Origin of the sequence: Yersinia nurmii (assembly GCF_001112925.1) — a bacterium.
Lineage (GTDB): Bacteria > Pseudomonadota > Gammaproteobacteria > Enterobacterales > Enterobacteriaceae > Yersinia > Yersinia nurmii.
Window position 1 is genome coordinate 290877 of the sequence record NZ_CPYD01000003.1, and the last position, 22842, is coordinate 313718.

Consider the following 22842-nt stretch of genomic DNA (forward strand, 5'->3'; position numbering starts at 1 on the left):
CGATGGATTCGCAACGCAATCTTCTCCTCATCGCGCTGCTGTTCGTGTCTTTCATGATCTGGCAAGCATGGCAAGTGGATAACAACCCACAAACCGCCGCCCAGACCACGCAACAGACTTCGAATGCTGCTAACGGTGATACCGCAAGCCAGGCCGTACCTGCCAGTGGCCAAGGTCAATTGATCACGGTTAAAACTGATGTGCTGTCTCTGACCATTAATACACGTGGCGGTGACATTGAGCAGGCTAACCTGCTGGCTTACCCGGATTCTCTGGGTTCAGACAAAACATTTGAGCTGTTGGAAACCACGCCAGCCTTTGTTTATCAGGCGCAAAGTGGCCTGACAGGCAAGAATGGCCCGGACAACCCGGCAAACGGCGAACGTCCGCTGTTTGAAGTGGCGCAAAATAGCTTTGTGCTGGCTGACGGTCAGGATGAACTGCGTATCCCGCTGACCTTTACCGGCAAAGATGGCTCGGTCTTTACGAAAACGTTCATCGTTAAACGTAACGATTACGCAATTGGCGTGGATTACCACGTTAAGAATGCCTCTGCCGCACCGCTGGAATTGACGTTATTTGGGCAACTGAAGCAAAGCATCAACCTGCCTAAACACCGTGATACCGGTAGCAATAACTTCGCACTGCACACTTATCGCGGCGCGGCGTACTCTTCTGATGAAGATAATTATCAGAAGTATGCTTTCGATAAAATCGAAAAAGATCCGCTGAATATCACCACCAAAGGTGGCTGGGTTGCGATGTTGCAGCAGTATTTTGCAACCGCGTGGATTCCAGCGGCTAACGAAACTAACACCTTCTATTCTGCCGATCTGGGCAATGGACTGGCGGCTATCGGTTTCAAAGGTGCGCCTGTTGTCGTACAACCGGGTGAACAGAAACAGCTGGGAGCAACCCTGTGGGTTGGCCCAGAAATTCAGGACAAAATGGCCGCTATCGCGCCGCATCTTGACCTGACTGTTGACTACGGCTGGCTATGGTTTATCTCTCAACCGCTGTTCAAACTGCTGAAGTTCATTCACGGTTTCGTCGGTAACTGGGGCTTCTCCATCATCGTAATCACCTTTATCGTGCGTGGTATCATGTACCCGCTGACGAAGGCGCAGTACACTTCGATGGCGAAGATGCGTATGTTGCAGCCTAAACTGGCCGCGATGCGTGAGCGAATCGGCGACGATAAGCAACGTATGAGCCAGGAAATGATGGCACTGTACAAAGCTGAGAAAGTGAATCCTCTGGGCGGCTGCTTACCGTTGATCATCCAGATGCCAATCTTCCTGGCCTTGTACTACATGCTGATGAGTTCCGTTGAGCTGCGCCATGCGCCGTTCATCCTGTGGATCCATGATTTATCGGCGCAAGACCCGTACTACATTCTGCCGATTCTGATGGGTATAACCATGTACTTCATCCAGAAGATGTCACCGACTACCGTCACTGACCCGATGCAGCAAAAGATCATGACCTTTATGCCGGTAATTTTCACAGTGTTCTTCCTGTGGTTCCCAGCAGGTCTGGTACTGTACTATATCGTCAGTAACCTGGTGACCATCCTTCAGCAGCAGTTGATTTACCGTGGCCTGGAAAAACGTGGCTTACACAGCCGCGACAAAAAGAAATAATTTGTATCGGTAATCATCTGTAGTAATAGCCTAAGGCGGTCAATTGACCGCCTTATTCTTTTTTAATAGAAACCATTTTTACGCCGTCCAAGAGAGAGATAACCATGAGCGCAACGGATACGATCGTCGCACAAGCTACCCCGCCGGGACGCGGTGGCGTTGGCATTTTACGTGTTTCAGGCCGTGCCGTGGCCGCAGTCGCCGAGGCAGTTTTGGGTAAATTACCCAAGCCGCGCTATGCCGACTATTTGCCTTTCCGCGATGCCGACGGCACTACGCTGGATCAGGGTATCGCTCTCTACTTCCCCGGCCCGAATTCTTTCACCGGCGAGGACGTGCTTGAATTACAGGGGCATGGTGGCCCTGTAATACTGGATTTACTGCTTAAACGCGTCCTGGCCCTGCCAGGCGTGCGTATTGCTCGCCCCGGTGAATTTTCCGAACGTGCGTTTCTCAATGACAAGCTAGATTTGGCACAAGCGGAGGCTATCGCCGATCTGATCGACGCCAGTTCTGAGCAAGCTGCGCGTTCGGCGGTCAACTCGCTGCAAGGCGCTTTTTCAGTCCGCATTCATCAACTGGTGGAAGCACTCACTCACCTGCGAATCTACGTGGAGGCTGCGATCGATTTTCCAGATGAGGAAATCGACTTTCTTTCTGATGGCAAAATAGAAGGCCAGCTGAACGGCGTAATGCGCGATCTGGAAAACGTACGCGCCGAGGCTCGTCAGGGCAGCCTACTGCGAGAAGGGATGAAAGTGGTCATCGCTGGTCGTCCGAACGCAGGAAAATCCAGTCTTCTCAATGCGTTAGCAGGACGTGAAGCCGCCATTGTTACAGATATCGCCGGTACCACCCGCGACGTGCTGCGGGAACATATTCATATCGACGGTATGCCGCTACATATTATTGATACCGCAGGCTTACGCGAAGCAAGCGATGAAGTAGAGCGAATTGGTATCGAACGTGCTTGGAACGAGATCGAACAGGCTGACAGAGTGCTGTTTATGGTCGATGGCACAACGACTGATGCTACTGAGCCTGCGATAATCTGGCCAGAGTTTATGGCTCGTTTACCCGCGACATTACCTATTACCGTCGTACGTAATAAAGCCGATGTGACAGGCGAGACACTGGGCTTAACCGAAGTGAATGGTTACTCACTTATTCGTTTATCAGCCCGAACCGGTGACGGAATTGACTTGCTGAGAGATCATTTAAAACAAAGCATGGGATTCACCAGCAATACCGAAGGGGGCTTCCTGGCTAGGCGCCGCCATTTACAGGCGCTGGAAGCCGCTGCACAGCATCTGGTTCAAGGTTATGAACAACTGGTTGGCGCACAGGCTGGCGAGCTTCTGGCTGAGGAATTACGCCTTGCTCAACAATCACTTAGCGAAATAACCGGTGAATTCAGTTCTGATGACTTGTTGGGGCGCATTTTCTCTAGTTTCTGTATCGGTAAATAATCAAAACCTAATCGGGCTAAGTCAAATACACTGCTTATCCCGATAATTCATAATGGCGTCTTATTTAGATGCCATTATGAAGACCAAAGAATAGTGCAACAACAAGTAAGTAAGCGCTCACACTCATGATGGCTCTAGCTAATAAAGCCGCTCAATCGGCAAATGCATAACTTTTACCTCATCAACGCCAAATCACGCCGCTGCCATTTCGCCCTAAAATTAAGATTATTTATAATTGACGGTGAAAGCGGCCGTAGTCATCAGGCTGCCAGCAGCTATTCTATTCTCGGTTTGATAGAATCTGGCCTTATAGGGCAGTTTGGTTAAAGTAGAGAGACTCCCAAGCGGTTGTTCTGCATCAAAAACCAAAGGTGCATCCCGCTCAAATATTTGAATGCCCATCCCCGCGGAAGTCGATGTCGAATCCGCTGTGATGACACCGTTGCTACTTCCCCCCTGCCAGACAATATTCGCCTGAACCCCTCCTCTGCACAGCACTTCAATATCAAAGTTTCGCTCACCGCTAGTGCTGCCAACACCTTTAAAGGTATTTTTCAATACAGCACCCATTGGAACATTAATTTTTGGCGTCAGGACTTCACAGGTTTTTGCCATTACTTTAAAGCTGGGAATTTCGTAGCTAAATAAAACCTCTTCAGTATTTACCCCCTCTCATTCTGACGAGATAATATTATTTTTATTGGATTAACTACACCAGACTCGGCATTCTTATCAACTGATATATAAAATTTGCCGATAAATTCTTTTCTGATACCGATCCCTCTCATACTACCGACGTTCATTTCCTGAGGCTTTAAATTATTTGGTTGGAGAATCCATTTTATTTTACCCCGGACAGATTGGTATCGAAATAATTATCTCCGTGAGTATTCGACACTCCTGTCATAGACTTAACATAGATTCTCTGATTGGTTTTTCCCGGACAGTTTACCTTAACCCCACCTAAAGTTTTATATATTACTTTCGGTGAATGAGCTATATCGTGACGAATAAAAATATCATCAGAATTAACCATCCCTACAGTTAGGTTAACGTTACATACAGGGACCCTGCAGCTTTTGTTACATTAAAATAACTATAAAAAAACAATAGATATAACTAACATCAATCCTATTTTATTATATTTTTGGATAATAAAAATATAACTAATAGAAGAAAAAATCCTTTTAATGATGACAATGGGCCGCAAGCCGTAAACACCTTCCTCAGAATCATGACTATAGGTAGATTACTTTCTGGTACGCCAAGAACCAATATTCATTCAACTTCGCAAATTTAAAAAATAGCTTTGGTTTTTACTTGTTCCATTATGATTATCCGAACCGGTTAAATCCTAGTTCACTAAAAATGTAGTCTGCCCCTGTTGCCATAAATGCGATGAAACGGTATCTCTGACCTGAGCACCTAGCGCAGCCTGCGGGATGCTGATACCCAAACGTTGAGAGTAAAAATTAAAAACAGCAGACACCTGAGGAATATATTCTTTAAGGTCATCAAGAATATGAGTTGAAGGAAGATCACTCAGCGTCGGTGTTGACGATATTTTTACACCAAAGCGGCGAAGATCATCCACGATTAACTGTGGTAATAATACTTTATCCACCGCCTGAATAAATCTGACCCGTCTGGTTTCTTTCTCATTTCCGTTAAGAAATATAACCACCTGATACTCAACGGGTAATTGACCACCCGAGTTTGAAAAAGCACTTAAATCAATAACCGCTTGCTCTGCATCGCTTAACTCCAACGCAGATAATCGAAAATGATCTTGCGCCATAATCGAGGATGATAAGAGTACCGATAAGCATAAAAAAGGCTGAAATAAGCGTACAAAATAATAACTTTAGCGCACCTAGCTTTATATTTAACATAATACTTTTCAGCCTCCTTCTGATCGTTCATCTTCCTTTTACCGCAGTTTTTGTGTGATCTCCGGGCTGACGCCACCGTAGCTATTAATGCTGCTCCATTTTACGGAACAACCCGCTGAATCCGATGGAAGTAAGAAGTAAGAAACACCCTGCGGGGCTATCATGTCCGCGCCTGCCAAAGCTTTACCATTAACCCTAATTTGTCCTAGCGTCACGTAATAATTGCTGGGGTTTTTAACCTCAAGTTGGTTACCAATACGCCTAAACATCAATGATTTATAAGCATCTTCCGCATCTCCACTAATGCCTTTAGGCCGGTAAAACAGTTTGATCCTCGTTTTAACCGCTATTAATAAAGTATTTTGTTCATTTTCTTGCACCGAAGGGATCGATTTCACATTGAGATAAAACACCGATTCCCTATCATCCGGTAAGTGACCACCGGTGCGTACAATTCTGAGCGTACTTTCTTTACCTGCATCCAAACGAAATAATGGAGGCGTCACGACAAAGGGAGGTTTCTCACCTTTTGTATTGCTATTGATAAAAGATTGAATTAAATAAGGCTTTGTTTCATCAGAATTAATTACCGAGATTGACGCCTCTTTTTTATTTCCATCATAGATAACTCTCGTTCCTCCAACGGTTACGCCAGCCCAAGCCGGAAATATGAATAACATTGATAATATCAACGCTGTTTTTCTAGTCAAAAGAGACAAATTAAATAAATTATTTATTTTATATTTCATAATAACTGTCCATGGTGTTAATTATCCCTAGCAAATAGCGATCACAATTCACCTGTTACTAGGGAATAAAAATTTATGAAAATTAATTTATATTTTTATTTATAAGAAATGTCAAAATTTAGAGTAGCCTCTGCCTTTCCTGCTGCGCTAGCTTCACCATTAGAGACATAAGTGACTTTAAAAGGAATATTCACATCATTATTACCAATAGTAACGGGATAATCATACTCGGCTGAATTTAAAGGTATTTGATTTCCACCCTCGTCGTAAAGACCTATACCGATCCCTTTAGCGCCTGATGAATCTAATATTAACAATTTGTTATCCACTTTATCTGCCGTACCGGTAAAAGCAATAGACATCAGAACCGGAGCGCCAACAACAACCGGGCAACCAATTAATCTAATACTTAAATCTCTCTCACTCCCACTAAATTTATCATCGCCTCTGTTTTTTATCTCGCTTTTTAAATATGCTCCCATTGTGACAGGAAAATCTGAAGCACCAGAAACAGTACAGGTTGCTTTCATAATTTCACCGTTCCTTTTGTCAACGCATACGTCGCGCCACTTAAAGACATCAGCGTCCCAGTAGTTAAAAATAAAACCACCATTCCTTATATATCTCCTTGATAAATAAAATATACATCCATTTATTTTTAAACTACGAAATAAAAAACGTTAATAATTTATGACAAAAACAATTTTCCAGTACAGATATAAACCTGTACTGATATAACAACAAGAAAATTAAAATAACCAGAATAAAATTTTCGATAAAAACAAGAAATAAGAGCTTTGGATAACTCCTATGTTTTTACTTTAAAATAACCATTGGCACTTTATAAAATCCATTTACTTTCTTAATTAAGATTCCGTCCTTAGCCTTTTAATTAATATCTTTTAAGGAGAAAAATTATATGGGATTTTATGATTTAGATCAAACTTTAATCTATTTACAGCATAACAAGAAAATGACTTAAGTTAAATCGTTTTTTTACAATAAGTTAAAATTTGAAGTAAATAATTCTTTACACATAGAGGTTAATTATCTCTGCATTCATCTGGTCTGTCCTGTAGGCATTTCCTGCTTTATTTAATTAATAATCTCGAAAACCTTAATCATCGTTGTCATCTATTTCGATATAAAATGAAATAATCTACTTTAATAGCATGTTTATTTCGATCTATTAACCTGTTTAAACCGAGGTATTATCCTTAAAAAGACACATAACCACACTGTTTATATGTATAACGTTAAAAAATGTCTCATCTACACATGCTAAGAAAATTTTATTTTTCTTCATTTCCCTCCGCCTGGCGCTAATAGCCGAAATAACGGAGTATTCTTCAGTCACGCCCACCGCGCAGCCTTATTTTAATGGCAATATTAATGATCACACTCTCCCGACCTAACCCTTCCTGATTAAAGTTATTGATCGCAGCACTAAGCCATAAATATCTACTTTACTCAAAGAAAAAAGCTATACAGTTGCAGGTCAATTAACGTTTTTTTGATTATTATTAGTACAATAGAAACAGAGTTCCCCTTTTTTATCAAACCGATAACCTTACACCTACTCCCACACCCACTCCCACTTGGGCAGCGATATTTTTATTGATATTCAGCAAGATAAGTAGGCAAATACCTATTGTTTAATTCGGGTAAGCAAGCCTAATCTAGTTCAAGGTAATATTATTTCACCAATAAACAGGAGTGAGTCATGTCACAACAGCCGCTTAAACTTGTTACCCTACTGGGTAGCCTACGTTCCGGTTCCTATAACGCTATGGTTGCCAAAGCCTTGCCGCAATTAGCTCCCGCTGGAGTGACCATCGAGGCCCTGCCTTCTATTCGCGATATTCCTCTTTATGATGCTGATGTTCAACAGGAAGACGGCGTTCCAGCTAGCGTAGAAGCCATTGCCGAGCAAATCCGTCAGGCCGATGGCGTGATCATTGTGACACCGGAATATAACTATTCAGTTCCCGGCGGTTTGAAAAACGCTATCGATTGGCTTTCCCGCCTGCAAAACCAGCCTTTGGCTGGCAAACCCGTGTTAATTCAAACTAGTTCAATGGGTCCTATCGGGGGCGCACGCTGCCAATATCACCTGCGCCAGATTTTGGTCTTCCTCGACGCTATGGTAATGAATAAACCAGAATTTATGGGCGGCGTCATTCAGAGTAAAGTCGATGAAGATCGCAGAGAATTAACCGATCAGGGAACCTTAGATTTTCTGACTAAACAACTTGCCGCGTTCAGCACTTATATTGAGCGAGTTCAAGTGAAGTAAGCCCCATTTTGTATCAGACCCAGATAAAAAAAGCCCCGATCTCTGCAGATTCGGGGCCATTTTTATTATTCGATCCAATAATTAATGATCGACAAAAGCAATTTTTAGCACAAAGAGTAACGCGACAACGACCACGCAAGGGCTGATTTCACGCCAACGCCCTGTGCCCAACTTCATTACACAATATGCGATAAAGCCTAAAGCGATACCTTCAGTGATTGAGAAGCTGAATGGCATCATGGCAGCGGTCACAAAGGCCGGAACCGCTTCGGTTAAATCATCCCATTTCACTCGAGCCAGGCTGGATGTCATCAGAACCCCAACATAAATCAGCGCGCCAGCAGCCGCATAAGCAGGCACCATCCCGGCAAGCGGTGAGATAAAGATCACCAGCAAGAATAGGATTCCCACCACAACAGCGGTTAAACCCGTACGGCCGCCGACGGAAACACCGGAGGAGCTTTCGATATAAGCGGTTACCGAGGAGGTTCCTACCAGTGCCCCTGCTACAGAGCTGATACTGTCGACGTAAAGCGCCTGTTTCATACGCGGGAACTTGCCATTTTCATCCGTCAGGCCCGCTTTATCTGTTACACCAATCAGCGTGCCAGATGAATCGAACAGGTTAACCAGCATAAAGGAGAAAATGACGCCTGCTAGACCCAGATTCAACGCACCGGCGATATCCACCTGACCAACAACGCTGGTTACGCTGGGTGGCATGGAGAAAATGCCTTGATACTGTACATCGCCCAACACCCAGCCGATCAGCGTCGTTACGACGATGGATACCAGCACTGCAGCATGGATATTACGCGAAGCCAATACAGCTATGATAAAGAAGCCTAGCGCTCCCAATAGGACACTGTGGGAGCTCAGATCGCCCACGGCGACCAGCGTGTCCGGATTTGCAACCACGATACCGGCATTTTTCAGGCCCATCATCGCGATAAACAGACCAATACCACTGGTAATACCGACACGAAGGCTCAATGGAATGTTGGCAATCATCCAATAGCGGATGCGGAAAATGGTCAATAACAGGAAACCGATTGCGCCCCAGAAAATAGCGCCCATCGCCACCTGCCATGAAATACCCATAGCGCCAACGACGACAAAAGCAAAGAAGGCGTTCAGCCCCATAGCGGGAGCCAGAGCAACGGGTAAGTTCGCGAGTAATCCCATAAAAATACTGCCAAAAGCGGCGATCAGGCAGGTAGTGACAAAAACAGCCTGCACATCCATACCGGCAACCCCAAGGATTTGGGGATTAACAAAAACGATATAGACCATGGTTAGGAAAGTCGTAATACCGGCGATTAGCTCAGTGCGTGCCGTTGTTCCATGCTGTTTTAGCTTAAATACGCGTTCGAGCATCCCCTGCTCAACATCAAGGTTTGGTTTACTCATTATCAGAGTCCACAATAGGGGGTGAATAGTCGGCTGCTATCCTATAACAAAACGCGTCAATGTTGAGCCGGATCACATTCTTTTTTAGCTATTTTTCGCAGAGGTTTGTATCAAATCGCCTCGTCTTTAACTGCTATTCCACTGAAAAAAACCGCTGATTTTGACGATTTTTTTTACTCAATCGACTGTATTTATTAATTTTGTTATTAATTATCACGCTAACAATGATAATAAACGTCGCAATATTAATCCGTGACGCTAAAGTGGGTTTAAGCGATTTTTACAGTAAGGATTGGTGCTATGTCTCAGATTCAATGCGTCATGTTTGATTGCGACGGAACATTAGTAGACAGCGAAGTGCTATGTTGCCGAGCCTACGTGCTACTTTTTGCCCAATATGGTATTCACCTTTCGCTGGAAAGCGTCATTAAGCGCTTCAAGGGCATAAAACTCTATGAAATTATTGAGTGTGTCAGCGGAGAATATGATTTAAATCAGCCAGTTGCTGAAATGGAGAGAATATATCGACAGGAGGTCGCGCGGCTGTTTGACAGTGAATTGCAACCTATTCCCGGCGCTAACTCACTGTTACAAACAATAAATGTGCCAGTCTGTGTGGTATCTAACGGACCGGTCAGTAAGATGGAGCACTCTCTGGGGCTGACAGATTTGCGCCATTACTTCGCTAACAACTTATATAGTGGCTATGACATTCAGCGCTGGAAGCCCGATCCTGCCTTGATTCACCACGCAGCCAATAAAATGCAGGTTCCCGTTGAAACCTGTATTTTAGTCGAGGACTCGCTGGCAGGCGCTCAGGCCGGCATCGCAGCTGGCATACCGGTTTTTTACTATTGCGCCGATCCCCATAACCAGCCAATCGATCATCCATCAGTCACCACTTTTTACGATATGCAGCAACTTCCTGAGCTATGGCAGCGAAAAGGCTGGAAACTGACGAAAAATTAGCTGGCAGGCAGCGCCGGTTTATCCCTCCACCAGCGCCATGCTCGTTTAATTGCCCGTGTTTGCGGGCTGAAACGACGATTGATAACGTTAGCCAATACATCCAAAGTCAGACAAAAAATAAAGTAAATCAAGGCAACGAACAGGAATACCTCCATCGGGTATACCATGCTGCGGTTATTAACCTGAGTCGCCAGAAACGTCAGTTCATTCACGCCAACGATATAGGCCAGCGAAGTATCTTTTATCAATGAGATCCATTGATTGATAAACGACGGCACCATCATGCGCAGCGCCTGCGGTAAAATCACATAAGCCAATACCTGCCAACGGTTAAATCCAAGGGATAACCCCGCTTGCCATTGGCCTTCTCCTATCGCCAGAATGCCCGCTTTTACCGCGTGAGCCAGATAGGCCGAGGCAATCAACGCCAGCGCGCAGACCACGGTGGTAATTTCCGGAATATCTACGCCAAAAACGATCGGTAGTAAAAAATAGGTCCAGAAAATCAGCATAATAACGGGGATTGCGCGAAAAAAACCTAAAACCGCCGCCAATATTCCGCCCCATACGCCACGCGACATCGCCAGCGCTACGCCAAGTATAATCCCCAGAACCGCTGACGCCGCCCCCGCCATCAGGCTAATCGCCAGCGTCAGCGCCGCGCCGCCTAATGGGCCCTCGGGGAATGTCCCCCACAGCAAATAGCGCCAGTTATCCGCAATAATCGTAAAATCCATCTTAATGCCCTCGCGCAATCAATCGCTGTTGACGCCACATTCCCCATGCCTCAATCAACGCAATAACCGAGATATACAACAGAGTCGCCACGCCGAAGGCCTGAAAGGTGCGTAAAGTTTCAGTTTCAACCTGACGAGACGCATAAGAAAGTTCTGCGACGCCAATCGCCATAGCTAAAGATGAGTTCTTGATTATATTCATGTATTGCCCCAATAACGGCGGCATGGCTATTTTTAGCGCCTGTGGCAAAACGACGTAACGCATGGATTGCCAACCCGTTAACCCAAGAGCGTGTGCAGCATATTTTTGCCCTTTAGCTACACCGCTAATTCCCGCACGTAATTCTTCCGCAATAAAAGCCGAGGAATATAAAGTCAGGCCAATAAATCCGGCCAGAAACTCAAATGAAGGCCAAGGAAGTACCAATCTGGAAAAGGATAATTCATGGGGGGTATTTAACCACTGCATCCATGATGAAGGCAGTACCTGACCGGCGGCGAAATACCAGAAAAAAAGTTGTATTAACAAAGGAGTATTGCGAAATAGCGTACTGTAGGCAATGGTCGACCACTGAAGCAGTTTTAGGTGGCTATCTCTGGCTGCAGCCAGAACAAAACCCAGCAAAGTCGCAGCGACAACCGTACAGGCGGAGATCCATAGGGTCAGTAAAAAGCCGTCCCATAGCCAGCCAATATAGGGTGAAACCAGCAACCAATCAGTTAATCGATGAAAATTCATATACTTCTGTACCCGTCGGGTTATCGTTCAAATCCATTTGGCGCGACTCTCCCTGTCCTGCAAATAACGCCCTTGCGTAAAACAAATAACCCCGCATTGGCTATCAATACGGGGCATCCAGGCTGAGTGAATCACATCGAAAAAAATCAGGCTTTAGGCTGCTGATCCAAAGGCGCAAACTTAAAATCGCCGCGCGGCTGGGCAGATTTGGTTTCCGGCCCGAACCAGTGGTTATAAATCTTCACCGCGTCACCGTCTTTCTCCAGTTTTTCCAATGTTTGATTTACCGCTGCAGTCAGACGATCCTCACCTTTAGGCATTCCGATGCCTTGGTATTCTTTGGTAATACTGAATGGAGATATTTCAAAATCTGCTTTTTGCGCAGCGGGTACGTTACCCAGTAAACCCACTAATTTTGCATCATCCTGAGTAATAGCCTGAACGTTACCATTACGCAAAGCGGTGAAAGCCAGCGGCGTATCATCGTAGGAGATCACTTTAGCGGTGGGATAACGCTCCCGCAGGGTAATTTCTTGTACCGTACCTTTATCCGCGCCGATACGCAGTTTGCCGATGTCCTCCGGCGTTTTTAGTACCCCTTTGCGGGCAATAAATTTCTGTCCCGTGGCAAAATAAGGCAGGCTAAAGTTCACTTGTTTAGCACGCTCATCGGTAATAGTGAAGTTGGCAGCGATCAAATCAACTTTTTTCGATGCTAATAGCGGAATGCGGTTAGCTGGGTTTGTTGCCTTTAGCTCCAGCTTTACGCCTAAATCTTTTGCTATCGCATTAGCCACATCCACATCGTAGCCCACCAACTTTTTACTTTGCTCATCAATGTAGCCAAACGGAGGATTGCTATCAAAAACCGCAATTCGCACCACACCAGCCTGTTTAATATCATCCAGTTTATCGGCGTGAGCCATGCCGGAAAGCGTAGCCAAACTGGCCAACAGCGTTAATGTGATCGCCTGGTGTTTCATGGATAGCTCCTAAGTGATTGATGTGCTGCATTGGCTATAAGCTATCAATTTGGTTTTAGGTCAGGAAATAATATAAAACGCTATATTTATAACTATTTCAACCAAGCGAAGAATTTTGAGTATATTGGTCAGGGAATCAGCGTGCGAGGCAATAAAAAGCCCGGAGAACCGGGCCGATAACGTTACTTTTTACCTTCGGAAAGCAGTTTTTCCAGATCGTCTCCACCCAAATGACGGAAATCATGACCTTTGACGAAATAAAAAATAAACTCACAGATATTCTGGCAACGATCGCCAATACGCTCAATAGAACGAGCGCAGAATAGAGCGGTTAACACGCTGGGAATAGTGCGGGAATCTTCCATCATATAGGTCATTAGCTGACGCACAATGCCTTCGTATTCCTGATCTACTTTTCGATCTTCACGATAAATTCGGATGGCTTCGTCTAGATCCATACGCGCGAAGGCATCCAGCACGTCATGTAGCATTTGCACCGTGTGGCGACCCAGAGATTCTAGGCTAACCAACAGCGGCTGATGCTGGTGGGAGAATTTCTCCAACGCCGTGCGGCAAATTTTGTCCGCTACGTCGCCAATACGTTCCAGTTCGGAAATAGTTTTGATAATCGCCATAACCAAACGTAAATCGCTGGCGGTAGGCTGACGTTTAGCGATGATGCGCACGCAGGCTTCATCGATCGCCACTTCCATCATATTGACCTTTTTATCGCCTTCAATCACTCGCTTTGCCAGTTCACCATCCTGGTTATGCATCGCGGTGATAGCATCGGTCAGTTGCTGCTCAACCATGCCGCCCATGGTTAACACCTGGGTACGGATATGCTCCAACTCAGCGTTGAACTGACCAGAGATATGTTTATTCAGATTCAGGTTATCCATAATACTTCCCGTACGTATAAGCCTATCCCAATAGGCGTAATGAACGCGATCCCGTTGCGGGCGCTCTGGCCGAAAGTCAATCCTCGACCAGACTAACTCGCAGGGTCAGTGTAATAGCCTAATGAGTCAGGCAATCAACCATAGCGGCCGGTGATGTAATCTTCCGTCTGCTTCATCTGTGGCGCAGTAAACAGGGTGTCGGTATCACTGAACTCAATAAGTTCACCCAGGTACATAAATGCCGTATGGTCTGAGCAACGCGCCGCCTGCTGCATATTATGGGTTACAATCACCACGGTATAGTCAGACTTCAGCTCGCTGATCAGTTCCTCAATACGCCCGGTAGAGATCGGGTCTAGCGCTGAACAAGGCTCATCCAGCAGTAATACATCGGGGCGAATAGCGATACCGCGCGCGATGCACAGACGCTGCTGCTGACCACCGGACAGACTGTAACCGCTCTGATGCAGTTTATCTTTGGTTTCATTCCACAGCGCCGCTTTGGTCAGCGCCCACTGCACCCGCTCATCCATATCGGTGCGTGACAGATTCTCAAACAGTTTCACTCCAAAAGCGATGTTATCGTAAATCGACATTGGGAACGGCGTCGGTTTCTGGAATACCATGCCGACCTTGGCGCGCAGCAGGGCGATATCTTGCTTATCTGTCAGGATATTTTCGCCATCCAGCAGAATGTCACCTTCGGCACGCTGATCCGGATACAGCTGATACATCTTGTTAAAGGTGCGCAGCAAGGTTGACTTACCGCAGCCTGATGGGCCGATAAAAGCCGTGACCTGATTTTTAGCAATATCCAACGAAATATTCTTCAACGCATGGAATTTGCCGTAATAGAAGTTCAAATCGCGAACCTGAATTTTGCTGTTGGTGGTCTCAGTAGCCATACTCATCAAGACTTCTCTCTTTTAGCTAACGCAGCCTAAGCTACGCTTTTGAATTTGGGTGACGTATCAGTATTTTTTCTTCGCGAAAATAACCCGCGCCAGAATATTCAATAGCAGAACGCACAGGGTAATCAGCAGCACACCGGCCCAGGCCAACTGTTGCCATTCGGCAAAAGGACTCATGGCAAACTTAAATATGGTGACCGGTAAATTGGCTATCGGCTGGCTCATATCGGTACTCCAGAACTGATTGGAGAGCGAAGTGAACAGCAGCGGTGCCGTTTCCCCGGCGATACGGGCTATAGCCAACAGTACGCCGGTAAGGATGCCGGAGATTGACGCCTTCAATGTAATCGCAGAAATCATACGCCATTTAGGTGTTCCCAAGGCGTAGGCCGCTTCACGCAGGCTATCCGGTACGAGCTTCAGCATGTTTTCCGTGGTTCTTATCACAATCGGCACCTGTAACAGCGCCAGCGCAATAACCCCCGCCCAGCCGGAAAAGTGCTCCATTCTCGCCACTACAATGGTGTAAACGAACAGACCAACCACAATCGACGGAGCTGATAGCAGAATGTCATTGATAAACCGAATGATCTCCGCCAACCACGATTTGCGTCCATATTCAGCCAGATAGATACCGGCCATAATGCCAAGAGGAGTACCGATAACTGTGGCCCACAGAATCAGGAGTCCACTACCGGCAATGGCGTTAGCCAGCCCGCCACCAGCGGTATTCGGCGGCGGCGTCATTTCGGTAAACAGCGCCAAAGACATACCGTCTACGCCTTTGGTAATTGTGGAAAACAGAATCCACACCAGCCAGAACAGGCCAAAAGCCATGGTCGCCAGAGATAAAATCAGTGCCAGCCGGTTCTTTTGACGGCGCCACGCCTGTTTCTTACGACGAGTTTCCAGTAAGGCTGCGTTAGTTTGCATATCCATAGTGGTCATATTAGCGCCCCTCTTTCTTAGCCAGACGCAGAATCATCAGCTTCGACAATGCCAGAACAATAAAGGTGATGACGAACAGAATTAACCCTAGCTCCATCAAGGCTGCGGTATGCAGGCCAGATTCGGCTTCGGCAAACTCATTGGCCAGCGCAGAGGTAATACTATTGCCCGGCATAAACAGAGAGAAGCTGTCGAGTTGGTAGGTATTACCAATGATAAAGGTCACCGCCATAGTTTCCCCCAGCGCGCGCCCCAGCCCCAACATAACGCCGCCGATCACCCCATTCTTGGTGAAAGGCAGCACAATACGCCAAATCACTTCCCAGGTGGTGCAGCCAATGCCGTAGGCAGACTCTTTCATCATCACCGGCGTTTGTTCAAATACATCACGCATAACGGACGCAATGTAAGGAATAATCATAATGGCCAATATTACACCGGCCGCCAGAATGCCGATGCCGAACGCCGGGCCTGAGAACAGCACGCCAACGATTGGAATACCTGAAAGGACATTACCGACAGGTTCCTGAAAATACTTGGCAAACAGCGGCGCAAAGACAAACAGCCCCCACATGCCGTAAACGATACTTGGGATAGCCGCCAGCAGCTCAATAGCTACGCCCAACGGGCGTTTCAGCCAGTTTGGCGCCAACTCAGTCAGGAATAACGCAATACCAAAACTAACGGGAACGGCAATAATTAACGCAATTAACGAAGTAACCACCGTACCGTAAATAGGTACCAGCGCCCCGAATTGCTCGGCCGGTGCGTCCCACTCTTTGGTCCACAGGAAAGCAAAACCGAATTTTTCGATACTCGGCCAGGAGGCAACAATCAGGGAAATAATGATCCCGCCCAGCAGGAATAGGGTTATTAACGCAGCCAGTTTTACCAGCGCGCCAAATATGATGTCACCGTGCTTGCTCGGTGCTTTGATAGTCGGCTTATAACCAGCCATAGACTCTCTTCTCATCCGGGTGTTATTTCCCTCCCCACACGGGGAGGGACAATTAATGGAACCAATTACAGTTTTTTACTGCTTTATTCGTTTCTATCGAGCTTAGAACAATGCTTTGCCTGAACTGTCTTTTATCTGCGTTTTCCAGGCCGCACGTACCTGCTCAACCACTTCGGCTGGCAAGGTTGCATAATCCAGTTCGCTAGCCTGTTTTGCGCCGTGGGTGTAAGCCCAGTCGAAGAATTTCAGGACTTCAGTGCCTTTCTCAGCATTCTTCTGGTTTTTGTGTAACAAAATGAAGGTAGTAGAAGTAATTGGCCACGCGCCTTCAGCATTCTGGTTAGTCAGGTCCTGAGCGAATGTTTTGCTCCAATCAACGCCTTTCGCCGCTGCACTGAAGTTTTCTTCCGTTGGGCTAACGGCTTTACCATCAGCACCAATGAGTTTGGTATAGGCCAGATTATTCTGTTTGGCGTAAGCGTATTCCACATAACCAATAGAACCCGGTAAACGCTGAACGAAAGCAGCAATACCGTCGTTACCTTTACCGCCCAAACCGGTTGGCCAGTTAACCGTAGAGCCAGCACCGATTTTTTCTTTCCATTCCGCATTTACTTTAGCCAGATAACTGGTGAAAACGAATGAAGTGCCTGAACCATCGGCGCGACGAACCACCGCAATATTTTGATCCGGCAGTTTTACGTCTGGGTTCAATTTAACAATAGCTGGGTCATTCCACTTTTTCACATTGCCCAGATAAATATCACCCAGCGTTTTGCCGTCTAACGTCAATTCACCGGATTTCACACCCGGCAGGTTGACGGCCAGCACCACACCACCAATAACGGTAGGGAACTGGAACAAACCGTCCGCCGCTAGCTTGTCATCAGACAGCGGCGCATCAGAGGCACCGAAATCAACGGTATTGGCGATGATTTGCTTCACGCCACCCGAAGAACCAATCCCCTGATAGTTAACTTTGTTACCTGTTTCTTTCTGATAAGAATCTGCCCACTTGGCATACACCGGCGCGGGGAATGTCGCACCTGCACCCGTCAGGCTTGCAGCAGCGAACGCGGACACAGTTGTCATAGATAAAGTCGCTGCCACAATGCTGGCTACGGTGGTACGCATCAGTCTCATAATCCCTCCTAATGGGATATTGGTATCAAACTCAAAATTGTTTTCATCAGATTAAGTATGGTGCAGGAGGGAAAATAGGACAGTTTGGTGACAGAAAAATGTATGAAACATGACACTTTTATGACAACACAGAAAAGCAGCGGCAAAACCACCGACAACCATAGGTTTCATTCAGACATTTTGCCCACCAGCCAGAAGTGAACGAAACTACAAAGCGTGATTTAGAAATCGACTATGACAAACAATAGTTAACTAAACGATAAAACGCTATTTATTACAGAGTGTGACTAGATACTCTCATAAAATGGTTATCTCCTAATATTCATAATATTAAAGGATAAAATCATGACTATATCTATGGAAAGAGTAAAAAATGAAATTAGAACTATTCTCGACACTGCAAAGGATCAGAAAAAGGTAACATCCAAAAGTGCCACAAAATTATATAACCTAATGAGAAAAATAAAAAATACACCTCTTAGAGGTAGTCAAGAGTGTAAAACAAATGCAATCCATGATTTATATAATTTAAATGAAATATTAACACAACAGAAATCAAAACTAGTTAATGAAAAAAGCAAAGGAATACATGCATTATTAAATAAAATAAATACAGCAGAAGTAGAGAATAGCAACACAATAAATAATAGCATATATAACGCGGGAGAATCATCCTACATGCAAATGAATAATGAGTTATATGCTTCACAAGAACATCTCTACGAATCAATGAATGATGACGTTAATGGTTCACAAGAACACTTGTACGAATCAATATATCATGACATTAATTGTGATAATCAAAAATATAGTAAACCGTTACCAATCAATAGAAAAGACAATATAGAAAAACACATAGATGAATCAACTGAAATTACTAATGATATTGTTTTCATCAGCTCATCATCAGGAAGACTATCCCCAACATCTAATAATTTTTTTGCATCAAGCAACAAAGAACATTTTATACAGATTATTAAAAACAATAAAATACATATAGTTAAGGTAAAATAAAAAATATAAATTAATACATATCAGTAAGATATATCGATATTTACAGCCGGATCTTAGACGCTAAAAATTTTTTGATTATCAACGAAGCAATACGCAATGAATTTTCATTAGTCAATAATAGGTTGGGTAAAAAAATGCTGTTCAGCAGACTGAGAGCTCGCTGAACAGCATATGCATCTGATTTATAGCCCGAAATTACTCAACGGTAACCGATTTTGCTAGGTTACGTGGCTGATCCACATCAGTGCCCTTGATCAAAGCTACGTGGTAAGACAGCAGTTGTAGCGGCACGGTATAGAAGATTGGAGCGATAATGTCTTCTACATGTGGCAGTTGGATAATTTTCATCCCTTCACTGTCGGAGAAACCCGCGTCCTGATCGGCAAAGACGTACAGCAAACCGCCGCGAGCACGTACTTCTTCGATGTTAGATTTCAGTTTTTCCAACAGATCGTTATTTGGCGCTACCACAATAACCGGCATATCAGCATCAATCAGCGCCAGAGGGCCGTGTTTCAATTCACCCGCTGCGTAAGCTTCCGCATGAATATAAGAAATTTCTTTCAGCTTCAACGCGCCTTCCATTGCGATCGGGTATTGATCGCCACGCCCCAAGAACAGAGCATGATGCTTATCAGAGAAACCTTCCGCCAGCGCTTCGATGGTTTTATCCAAGGATAGCATCTGCTCAATACGCGCAGGCAGAGCCTGTAACGCATGAACCACATAGTGCTCCAAGCTTTCCGGTTTGCCCTTCAAGCGGCCAATTTTAGCCACCAGCATCAGCAAAACGGTCAACTGAGTGGTAAAAGCTTTGGTCGATGCTACGCCGATTTCAGTCCCTGCTTTGGTCATTAGTGCCAAATCAGATTCACGTACCAACGAAGAGCCTGCTACGTTACAAATAGCCAGAGAACCCAGATAGCCCAGTTCTTTAGACAAACGTAAGGCTGCCAGCGTATCCGCCGTTTCGCCAGACTGAGAAAGCGTAATCAACAGACTGTTTGGACGAACCGCAGATTTGCGGTAACGGAATTCAGAGGCAATTTCCACGTCGCAAGGCACGCCAGCCAAGGCTTCGAACCAATAGCGAGAAACCATGCCTGAGTTGTAAGAAGTGCCACAGGCGATGATTTGGATATGCTGAACGTCAGAGAGCAATTTATCTGCGTTCGGACCCAGTTCAGACAGATCGATCAAACCGTGGTTCAAACGGCCTTCCAGCGTATTTTTAATCGCCATCGGCTGTTCGTAGATTTCTTTCTGCATGTAATGGCGATAAATACCCTTGTCGCCTGCATCATATTGAACCTGAGATTCAATTTCCGCACGTTCAACGGCGTTACCGCTTTTATCGAAGATTTTCACACTGCGGCGAGTCACTTCAACCACATCACCTTCTTCTAGGAAGATAAAGCGGCGAGTGACTGGCAGCAAGGCCAGTTGATCAGAGGCGATAAAGTTTTCACCTACGCCACAGCCGATCACCAGCGGGCTACCGGACCGCGCGGCTACCAGAGTACTTGGGTCACGGCTATCCATCACTACGGTACCGTAGGCGCCGCGCAGCTGAGGAATAACGCGTTTCACCACTTCCAGCAAAGAACCGCCCTGTTGCTGCTCCCAGTGCACCAGATGAGCAATAACTTCGGTATCGGTCTCAGAATTGAACTTATAACCGCGGCTAATCAGCAATTCACGTAAGGGTTCGTGGTTTTCAATAATGCCGTTATGAACGACGGATATATATTCAGAAACATGCGGGTGAGCATTCGATTCTGAAGGTTCGCCGTGAGTCGCCCAACGCGTGTGAGCAATACCTGTGCCACCGTGCAGTTCCGTGCTTTCTGCCGCATCGGACAAAGCCTGAACTTTCCCCACGCGACGCAAACGGGTCATGTTACCTTTGGCATCAACTACCGCCAGACCGGCAGAGTCATAGCCACGGTATTCCAGACGGCGCAAGCCTTCGATCAGAATCTCAGCAATATCACGTTGCGCTACTGCGCCAACAATTCCACACATCAGTTTAATTCCTATTGAAGGTTCTTTAAAAAGAACCCATTCGATGCCAGTGACCTGATTTTTCCGGATTTTCCGGGTTCCCCGAGCCTGTAGAGTTTGGGGATTATTATGTTTTGCTCGATCTTCTCAGCCGCTAATAGCTAAAAAAATCGGGCAAAACATTCCTTTCATGGCATGACACCATGAAAGGATATTAATCAGCTTTTTTTGACCGGACGCTTCCAACCTTGAATATTGACTTGCTTAACGCGGCTCAATACCAGCTCATTTTCAGCTACGTTACGGGTGACAGTCGTGCCAGCGCCAATAGTGGCACCTTTTTCGACGGTAACAGGCGCTACAAGTTGGGTATCAGAACCAACGAACACATCATCACCAATAATGGTTTTAAACTTGTTCTTACCATCATAGTTACAGGTGATGGTTCCTGCGCCGATATTCACATCTGCGCCGATTTCAGCATCGCCTAAATAAGACAAGTGGCCAGCTTTTGATCCTTTACCCAAACGAGCTTTCTTCAGTTCGACGAAGTTGCCCACATGAGCCCCCTCAGCCAGCTCAGCGCCAGGACGCAGGCGAGCAAACGGCCCAACGGTACAGGCGCTATCCAAACGAGCATCTTCCAGCACGCTGTAAGGGCTGATTTCGCAATCATCGCCAATCACACAATTTTTCAACACACAGCCGCTGCCAATACGAACCCGATTGCCTAACGTCACTTTGCCTTCGATGATAACGTTGGTGTCGATGGTGATATCACGACCGTGAGTTAACTCTCCGCGCAGATCAAAACGAGCTGGATCTAACAGCATTACGCCCGCCAGCAGCAGTTTTTCCGCTTGTTCAGACTGGAACTCACGTTCCAACGCAGCCAATTGCAGACGGTTATTAACGCCTTCAACTTCACTCAGGCGGGAAGGATGCACGGCTTCAATCCTTTTACCGTCAGCATGTGCCAGAGCGATAATATCGGTGATATAAAACTCACCCTGCGCATTATTGTTATCCAGCATAGACAACCAGCGTTTCAGATCGCGTCCGTTAGCCACCAGAATACCCGTGTTAACCTCGTTAATTTCACGCTGGGCTTCACTAGCATCTTTATGCTCAACAATGCCGACCACTTCGCCGTTTTCACGCACGATGCGGCCATAACCGGTTGGATCGTCTAACTTAACCGTCAGTAGCCCGATACCGCCTTCTGGTTTAGCAGCAACCAAACGCTGCAAGGTATCCACAGAGATCAGTGGTACATCGCCATACAGCATCAAAATATCTTCATCATCAGAGAAATGAGGCGCAGCCTGCTGCATCGCATGACCCGTACCCAGTTGCTCAGCCTGTAACACCCAGTTTAATGCCGGATCGCTCAGCGTCTTTTTCAGTAAATCGCCACCATGGCCGTAAACCAGATGAACATTGCTGGAACCCAGCTTCATCGCAGCATCAATAACATGCTGAACCATAGGCTTGCCGGCCAATGGATGTAATACCTTGGGAAGGTCGGAATACATGCGCGTTCCCTTGCCCGCGGCAAGAATAACGACGCTCATTGTGCTGTTAGACATAAGCAACCTGATAACTCCAATTGAATTGACGGAAGTAAACCCGTTTACCGATAAAATTACTACATATTTCTCAGCGAAAAACGCCGCAAAGCCTCACCGTTAAAGGATTGTTTCACTTAGCGAAAATCCAAAAAAAAGCGAGAAATACTGTCTGCGATCGACGACGTTTTACCACTATTATTGGCTGAGAAAGCCTAACTTTATCGCGCAATAAAACACTTATTTTACGGCAAGAAACAAGATAATTCAGAAAGAAAACGCCTTCCTCATGATCAACTCTCGCCGAAATAAGATATCCCACTCAAAGGTTAACGATGCTTTAGCATAGAAACACCATTACCGACTTTATATGTCCAATCATAGTTATACGGATCGCACCTTATTAAGTAAGGTTTAACAATCTTAAAAACACAATGAAATGACCGATTGGATTGGAAAAACCGAGAGGCGAGAACGAAGAAGAGAGAGAATAGTGGGATTCACAGA

General features: G+C 45.7%; 20 protein-coding genes. 5 read left to right on the top strand and 15 right to left on the bottom strand.

All coding sequences use genetic code 11. From position 1 onward, the window contains the following. Nucleotides 1-2: 2 nt before the first annotated feature. Nucleotides 3-1643, top strand: a complete 1641-nt coding sequence (gene yidC, locus AD970_RS06040; RefSeq protein ID WP_049597414.1) for a membrane protein insertase YidC — start codon at nucleotides 3-5, stop codon at nucleotides 1641-1643. A 104-nt stretch (nucleotides 1644-1747) separates the two neighbouring features. Then, nucleotides 1748-3112, top strand: a complete 1365-nt coding sequence (mnmE, locus tag AD970_RS06045) for a tRNA uridine-5-carboxymethylaminomethyl(34) synthesis GTPase MnmE (protein WP_049597415.1) — start codon at nucleotides 1748-1750, stop codon at nucleotides 3110-3112. Nucleotides 3113-3337: 225 nt separating this feature from the next. Here the strand turns inward: mnmE and AD970_RS06050 are convergent, their stop codons facing one another. The 4 genes from AD970_RS06050 to AD970_RS06065 form a co-directional block, all read right to left on the bottom strand. Continuing rightward, nucleotides 3338-3727, bottom strand: a complete 390-nt coding sequence (locus AD970_RS06050) for a fimbrial protein (protein WP_053215262.1) — start codon at nucleotides 3725-3727, stop codon at nucleotides 3338-3340. A 739-nt stretch (nucleotides 3728-4466) separates the two neighbouring features. Beyond that, a complete protein-coding gene (locus AD970_RS06055; protein ID WP_049597416.1) occupies nucleotides 4467-4910 on the bottom strand; it encodes a FimD/PapC N-terminal domain-containing protein in 444 nt (147 codons plus the stop codon). Between the two features lie 132 nt (nucleotides 4911-5042). Beyond that, nucleotides 5043-5753 (bottom strand): fimbrial biogenesis chaperone, encoded by a 711-nt coding sequence (locus AD970_RS06060; protein ID WP_157045463.1) that lies wholly within the window; start codon nucleotides 5751-5753, stop codon nucleotides 5043-5045. Nucleotides 5754-5848: 95 nt separating this feature from the next. Beyond that, a complete protein-coding gene (locus AD970_RS06065; RefSeq protein ID WP_049597417.1) occupies nucleotides 5849-6283 on the bottom strand; it encodes a fimbrial protein in 435 nt (144 codons plus the stop codon). 1193 nt (nucleotides 6284-7476) lie between these two features. On the opposite strand from AD970_RS06065, the gene AD970_RS06070 reads away from it, so the two are divergent. Next, nucleotides 7477-8049: an NADPH-dependent FMN reductase gene (locus tag AD970_RS06070; protein WP_049597418.1), complete on the top strand. Its 573-nt coding sequence runs from the start codon at nucleotides 7477-7479 to the stop codon at nucleotides 8047-8049. A gap of 81 nt (nucleotides 8050-8130) precedes the next feature. On the opposite strand, the gene AD970_RS06075 is transcribed toward AD970_RS06070, so the two are convergent. Continuing rightward, on the bottom strand, nucleotides 8131-9459 hold the full coding sequence (locus AD970_RS06075) for an NCS2 family permease (protein ID WP_049597419.1): 1329 nt from the start codon (nucleotides 9457-9459) through the stop codon (nucleotides 8131-8133). A gap of 300 nt (nucleotides 9460-9759) precedes the next feature. On the opposite strand from AD970_RS06075, the gene yieH reads away from it, so the two are divergent. Further along, a complete protein-coding gene (yieH, locus tag AD970_RS06080; RefSeq protein ID WP_049597420.1) occupies nucleotides 9760-10428 on the top strand; it encodes a 6-phosphogluconate phosphatase in 669 nt (222 codons plus the stop codon). Here yieH and AD970_RS06085 read toward each other — a convergent pair. From AD970_RS06085 to pstS, 8 genes are all read right to left on the bottom strand, one after another. Further along, nucleotides 10425-11165 carry an amino acid ABC transporter permease gene (locus tag AD970_RS06085; RefSeq protein ID WP_049597421.1) on the bottom strand — a complete coding sequence of 247 codons (741 nt, stop codon included), beginning with the start codon at nucleotides 11163-11165 and terminating at the stop codon, nucleotides 10425-10427. The two genes, yieH and AD970_RS06085, sit on opposite strands and share 4 nt — an antisense overlap. Before the next feature lies 1 nt (nucleotide 11166). After that, nucleotides 11167-11904, bottom strand: coding sequence for an amino acid ABC transporter permease (locus tag AD970_RS06090; protein WP_049597422.1), 738 nt, complete (start codon nucleotides 11902-11904; stop codon nucleotides 11167-11169). 146 nt (nucleotides 11905-12050) lie between these two features. Continuing rightward, on the bottom strand, nucleotides 12051-12887 hold the full coding sequence (locus tag AD970_RS06095) for an ABC transporter substrate-binding protein (protein WP_049597423.1): 837 nt from the start codon (nucleotides 12885-12887) through the stop codon (nucleotides 12051-12053). A gap of 182 nt (nucleotides 12888-13069) precedes the next feature. Next, nucleotides 13070-13789, bottom strand: a complete 720-nt coding sequence (gene phoU / locus AD970_RS06100; protein ID WP_049597424.1) for a phosphate signaling complex protein PhoU — start codon at nucleotides 13787-13789, stop codon at nucleotides 13070-13072. A gap of 134 nt (nucleotides 13790-13923) precedes the next feature. Then, a complete protein-coding gene (pstB, locus tag AD970_RS06105; RefSeq protein ID WP_049597425.1) occupies nucleotides 13924-14700 on the bottom strand; it encodes a phosphate ABC transporter ATP-binding protein PstB in 777 nt (258 codons plus the stop codon). A gap of 60 nt (nucleotides 14701-14760) precedes the next feature. Beyond that, entirely contained in the window at nucleotides 14761-15648 is an 888-nt protein-coding gene (pstA, locus tag AD970_RS06110) for a phosphate ABC transporter permease PstA (RefSeq protein ID WP_049597426.1), read from the bottom strand. A 1-nt stretch (nucleotide 15649) separates the two neighbouring features. Continuing rightward, nucleotides 15650-16606: a phosphate ABC transporter permease PstC gene (pstC, locus tag AD970_RS06115; RefSeq protein WP_049597427.1), complete on the bottom strand. Its 957-nt coding sequence runs from the start codon at nucleotides 16604-16606 to the stop codon at nucleotides 15650-15652. Between the two features lie 102 nt (nucleotides 16607-16708). Continuing rightward, nucleotides 16709-17749: a phosphate ABC transporter substrate-binding protein PstS gene (pstS, locus tag AD970_RS06120; protein ID WP_049597428.1), complete on the bottom strand. Its 1041-nt coding sequence runs from the start codon at nucleotides 17747-17749 to the stop codon at nucleotides 16709-16711. 345 nt (nucleotides 17750-18094) lie between these two features. Here pstS and AD970_RS06125 point away from each other — a divergent pair, with 345 nt between their 5' ends. Continuing rightward, nucleotides 18095-18763, top strand: a complete 669-nt coding sequence (locus AD970_RS06125) for a hypothetical protein (protein ID WP_049597429.1) — start codon at nucleotides 18095-18097, stop codon at nucleotides 18761-18763. 195 nt (nucleotides 18764-18958) lie between these two features. On the opposite strand, the gene glmS is transcribed toward AD970_RS06125, so the two are convergent. Then, complete coding sequence (gene glmS, locus AD970_RS06130) at nucleotides 18959-20788, bottom strand: glutamine--fructose-6-phosphate transaminase (isomerizing) (RefSeq protein WP_049597430.1); 1830 nt, start codon at nucleotides 20786-20788, stop codon at nucleotides 18959-18961. A gap of 197 nt (nucleotides 20789-20985) precedes the next feature. Next, nucleotides 20986-22356 carry a bifunctional UDP-N-acetylglucosamine diphosphorylase/glucosamine-1-phosphate N-acetyltransferase GlmU gene (glmU, locus tag AD970_RS06135; protein WP_049597431.1) on the bottom strand — a complete coding sequence of 457 codons (1371 nt, stop codon included), beginning with the start codon at nucleotides 22354-22356 and terminating at the stop codon, nucleotides 20986-20988. Nucleotides 22357-22842: the final 486 nt, after the last annotated feature.

Coding starts and splice junctions, on each gene's coding strand:
- yidC (WP_049597414.1), top strand. CDS start 3: ATGGATTCGCAACGCAATCTTCTCCTCATCGCGCTGCTGTTCGTGTCT.
- mnmE (WP_049597415.1), top strand. CDS start 1,748: ATGAGCGCAACGGATACGATCGTCGCACAAGCTACCCCGCCGGGACGC.
- AD970_RS06050 (WP_053215262.1), bottom strand. CDS start 3,727: ATGGCAAAAACCTGTGAAGTCCTGACGCCAAAAATTAATGTTCCAATG.
- AD970_RS06055 (WP_049597416.1), bottom strand. CDS start 4,910: ATGGCGCAAGATCATTTTCGATTATCTGCGTTGGAGTTAAGCGATGCA.
- AD970_RS06060 (WP_157045463.1), bottom strand. CDS start 5,753: ATGAAATATAAAATAAATAATTTATTTAATTTGTCTCTTTTGACTAGA.
- AD970_RS06065 (WP_049597417.1), bottom strand. CDS start 6,283: ATGAAAGCAACCTGTACTGTTTCTGGTGCTTCAGATTTTCCTGTCACA.
- AD970_RS06070 (WP_049597418.1), top strand. CDS start 7,477: ATGTCACAACAGCCGCTTAAACTTGTTACCCTACTGGGTAGCCTACGT.
- AD970_RS06075 (WP_049597419.1), bottom strand. CDS start 9,459: ATGAGTAAACCAAACCTTGATGTTGAGCAGGGGATGCTCGAACGCGTA.
- yieH (WP_049597420.1), top strand. CDS start 9,760: ATGTCTCAGATTCAATGCGTCATGTTTGATTGCGACGGAACATTAGTA.
- AD970_RS06085 (WP_049597421.1), bottom strand. CDS start 11,165: ATGGATTTTACGATTATTGCGGATAACTGGCGCTATTTGCTGTGGGGG.
- AD970_RS06090 (WP_049597422.1), bottom strand. CDS start 11,904: ATGAATTTTCATCGATTAACTGATTGGTTGCTGGTTTCACCCTATATT.
- AD970_RS06095 (WP_049597423.1), bottom strand. CDS start 12,887: ATGAAACACCAGGCGATCACATTAACGCTGTTGGCCAGTTTGGCTACG.
- phoU (WP_049597424.1), bottom strand. CDS start 13,789: ATGGATAACCTGAATCTGAATAAACATATCTCTGGTCAGTTCAACGCT.
- pstB (WP_049597425.1), bottom strand. CDS start 14,700: ATGAGTATGGCTACTGAGACCACCAACAGCAAAATTCAGGTTCGCGAT.
- pstA (WP_049597426.1), bottom strand. CDS start 15,648: ATGACCACTATGGATATGCAAACTAACGCAGCCTTACTGGAAACTCGT.
- pstC (WP_049597427.1), bottom strand. CDS start 16,606: ATGGCTGGTTATAAGCCGACTATCAAAGCACCGAGCAAGCACGGTGAC.
- pstS (WP_049597428.1), bottom strand. CDS start 17,749: ATGAGACTGATGCGTACCACCGTAGCCAGCATTGTGGCAGCGACTTTA.
- AD970_RS06125 (WP_049597429.1), top strand. CDS start 18,095: ATGACTATATCTATGGAAAGAGTAAAAAATGAAATTAGAACTATTCTC.
- glmS (WP_049597430.1), bottom strand. CDS start 20,788: ATGTGTGGAATTGTTGGCGCAGTAGCGCAACGTGATATTGCTGAGATT.
- glmU (WP_049597431.1), bottom strand. CDS start 22,356: ATGTCTAACAGCACAATGAGCGTCGTTATTCTTGCCGCGGGCAAGGGA.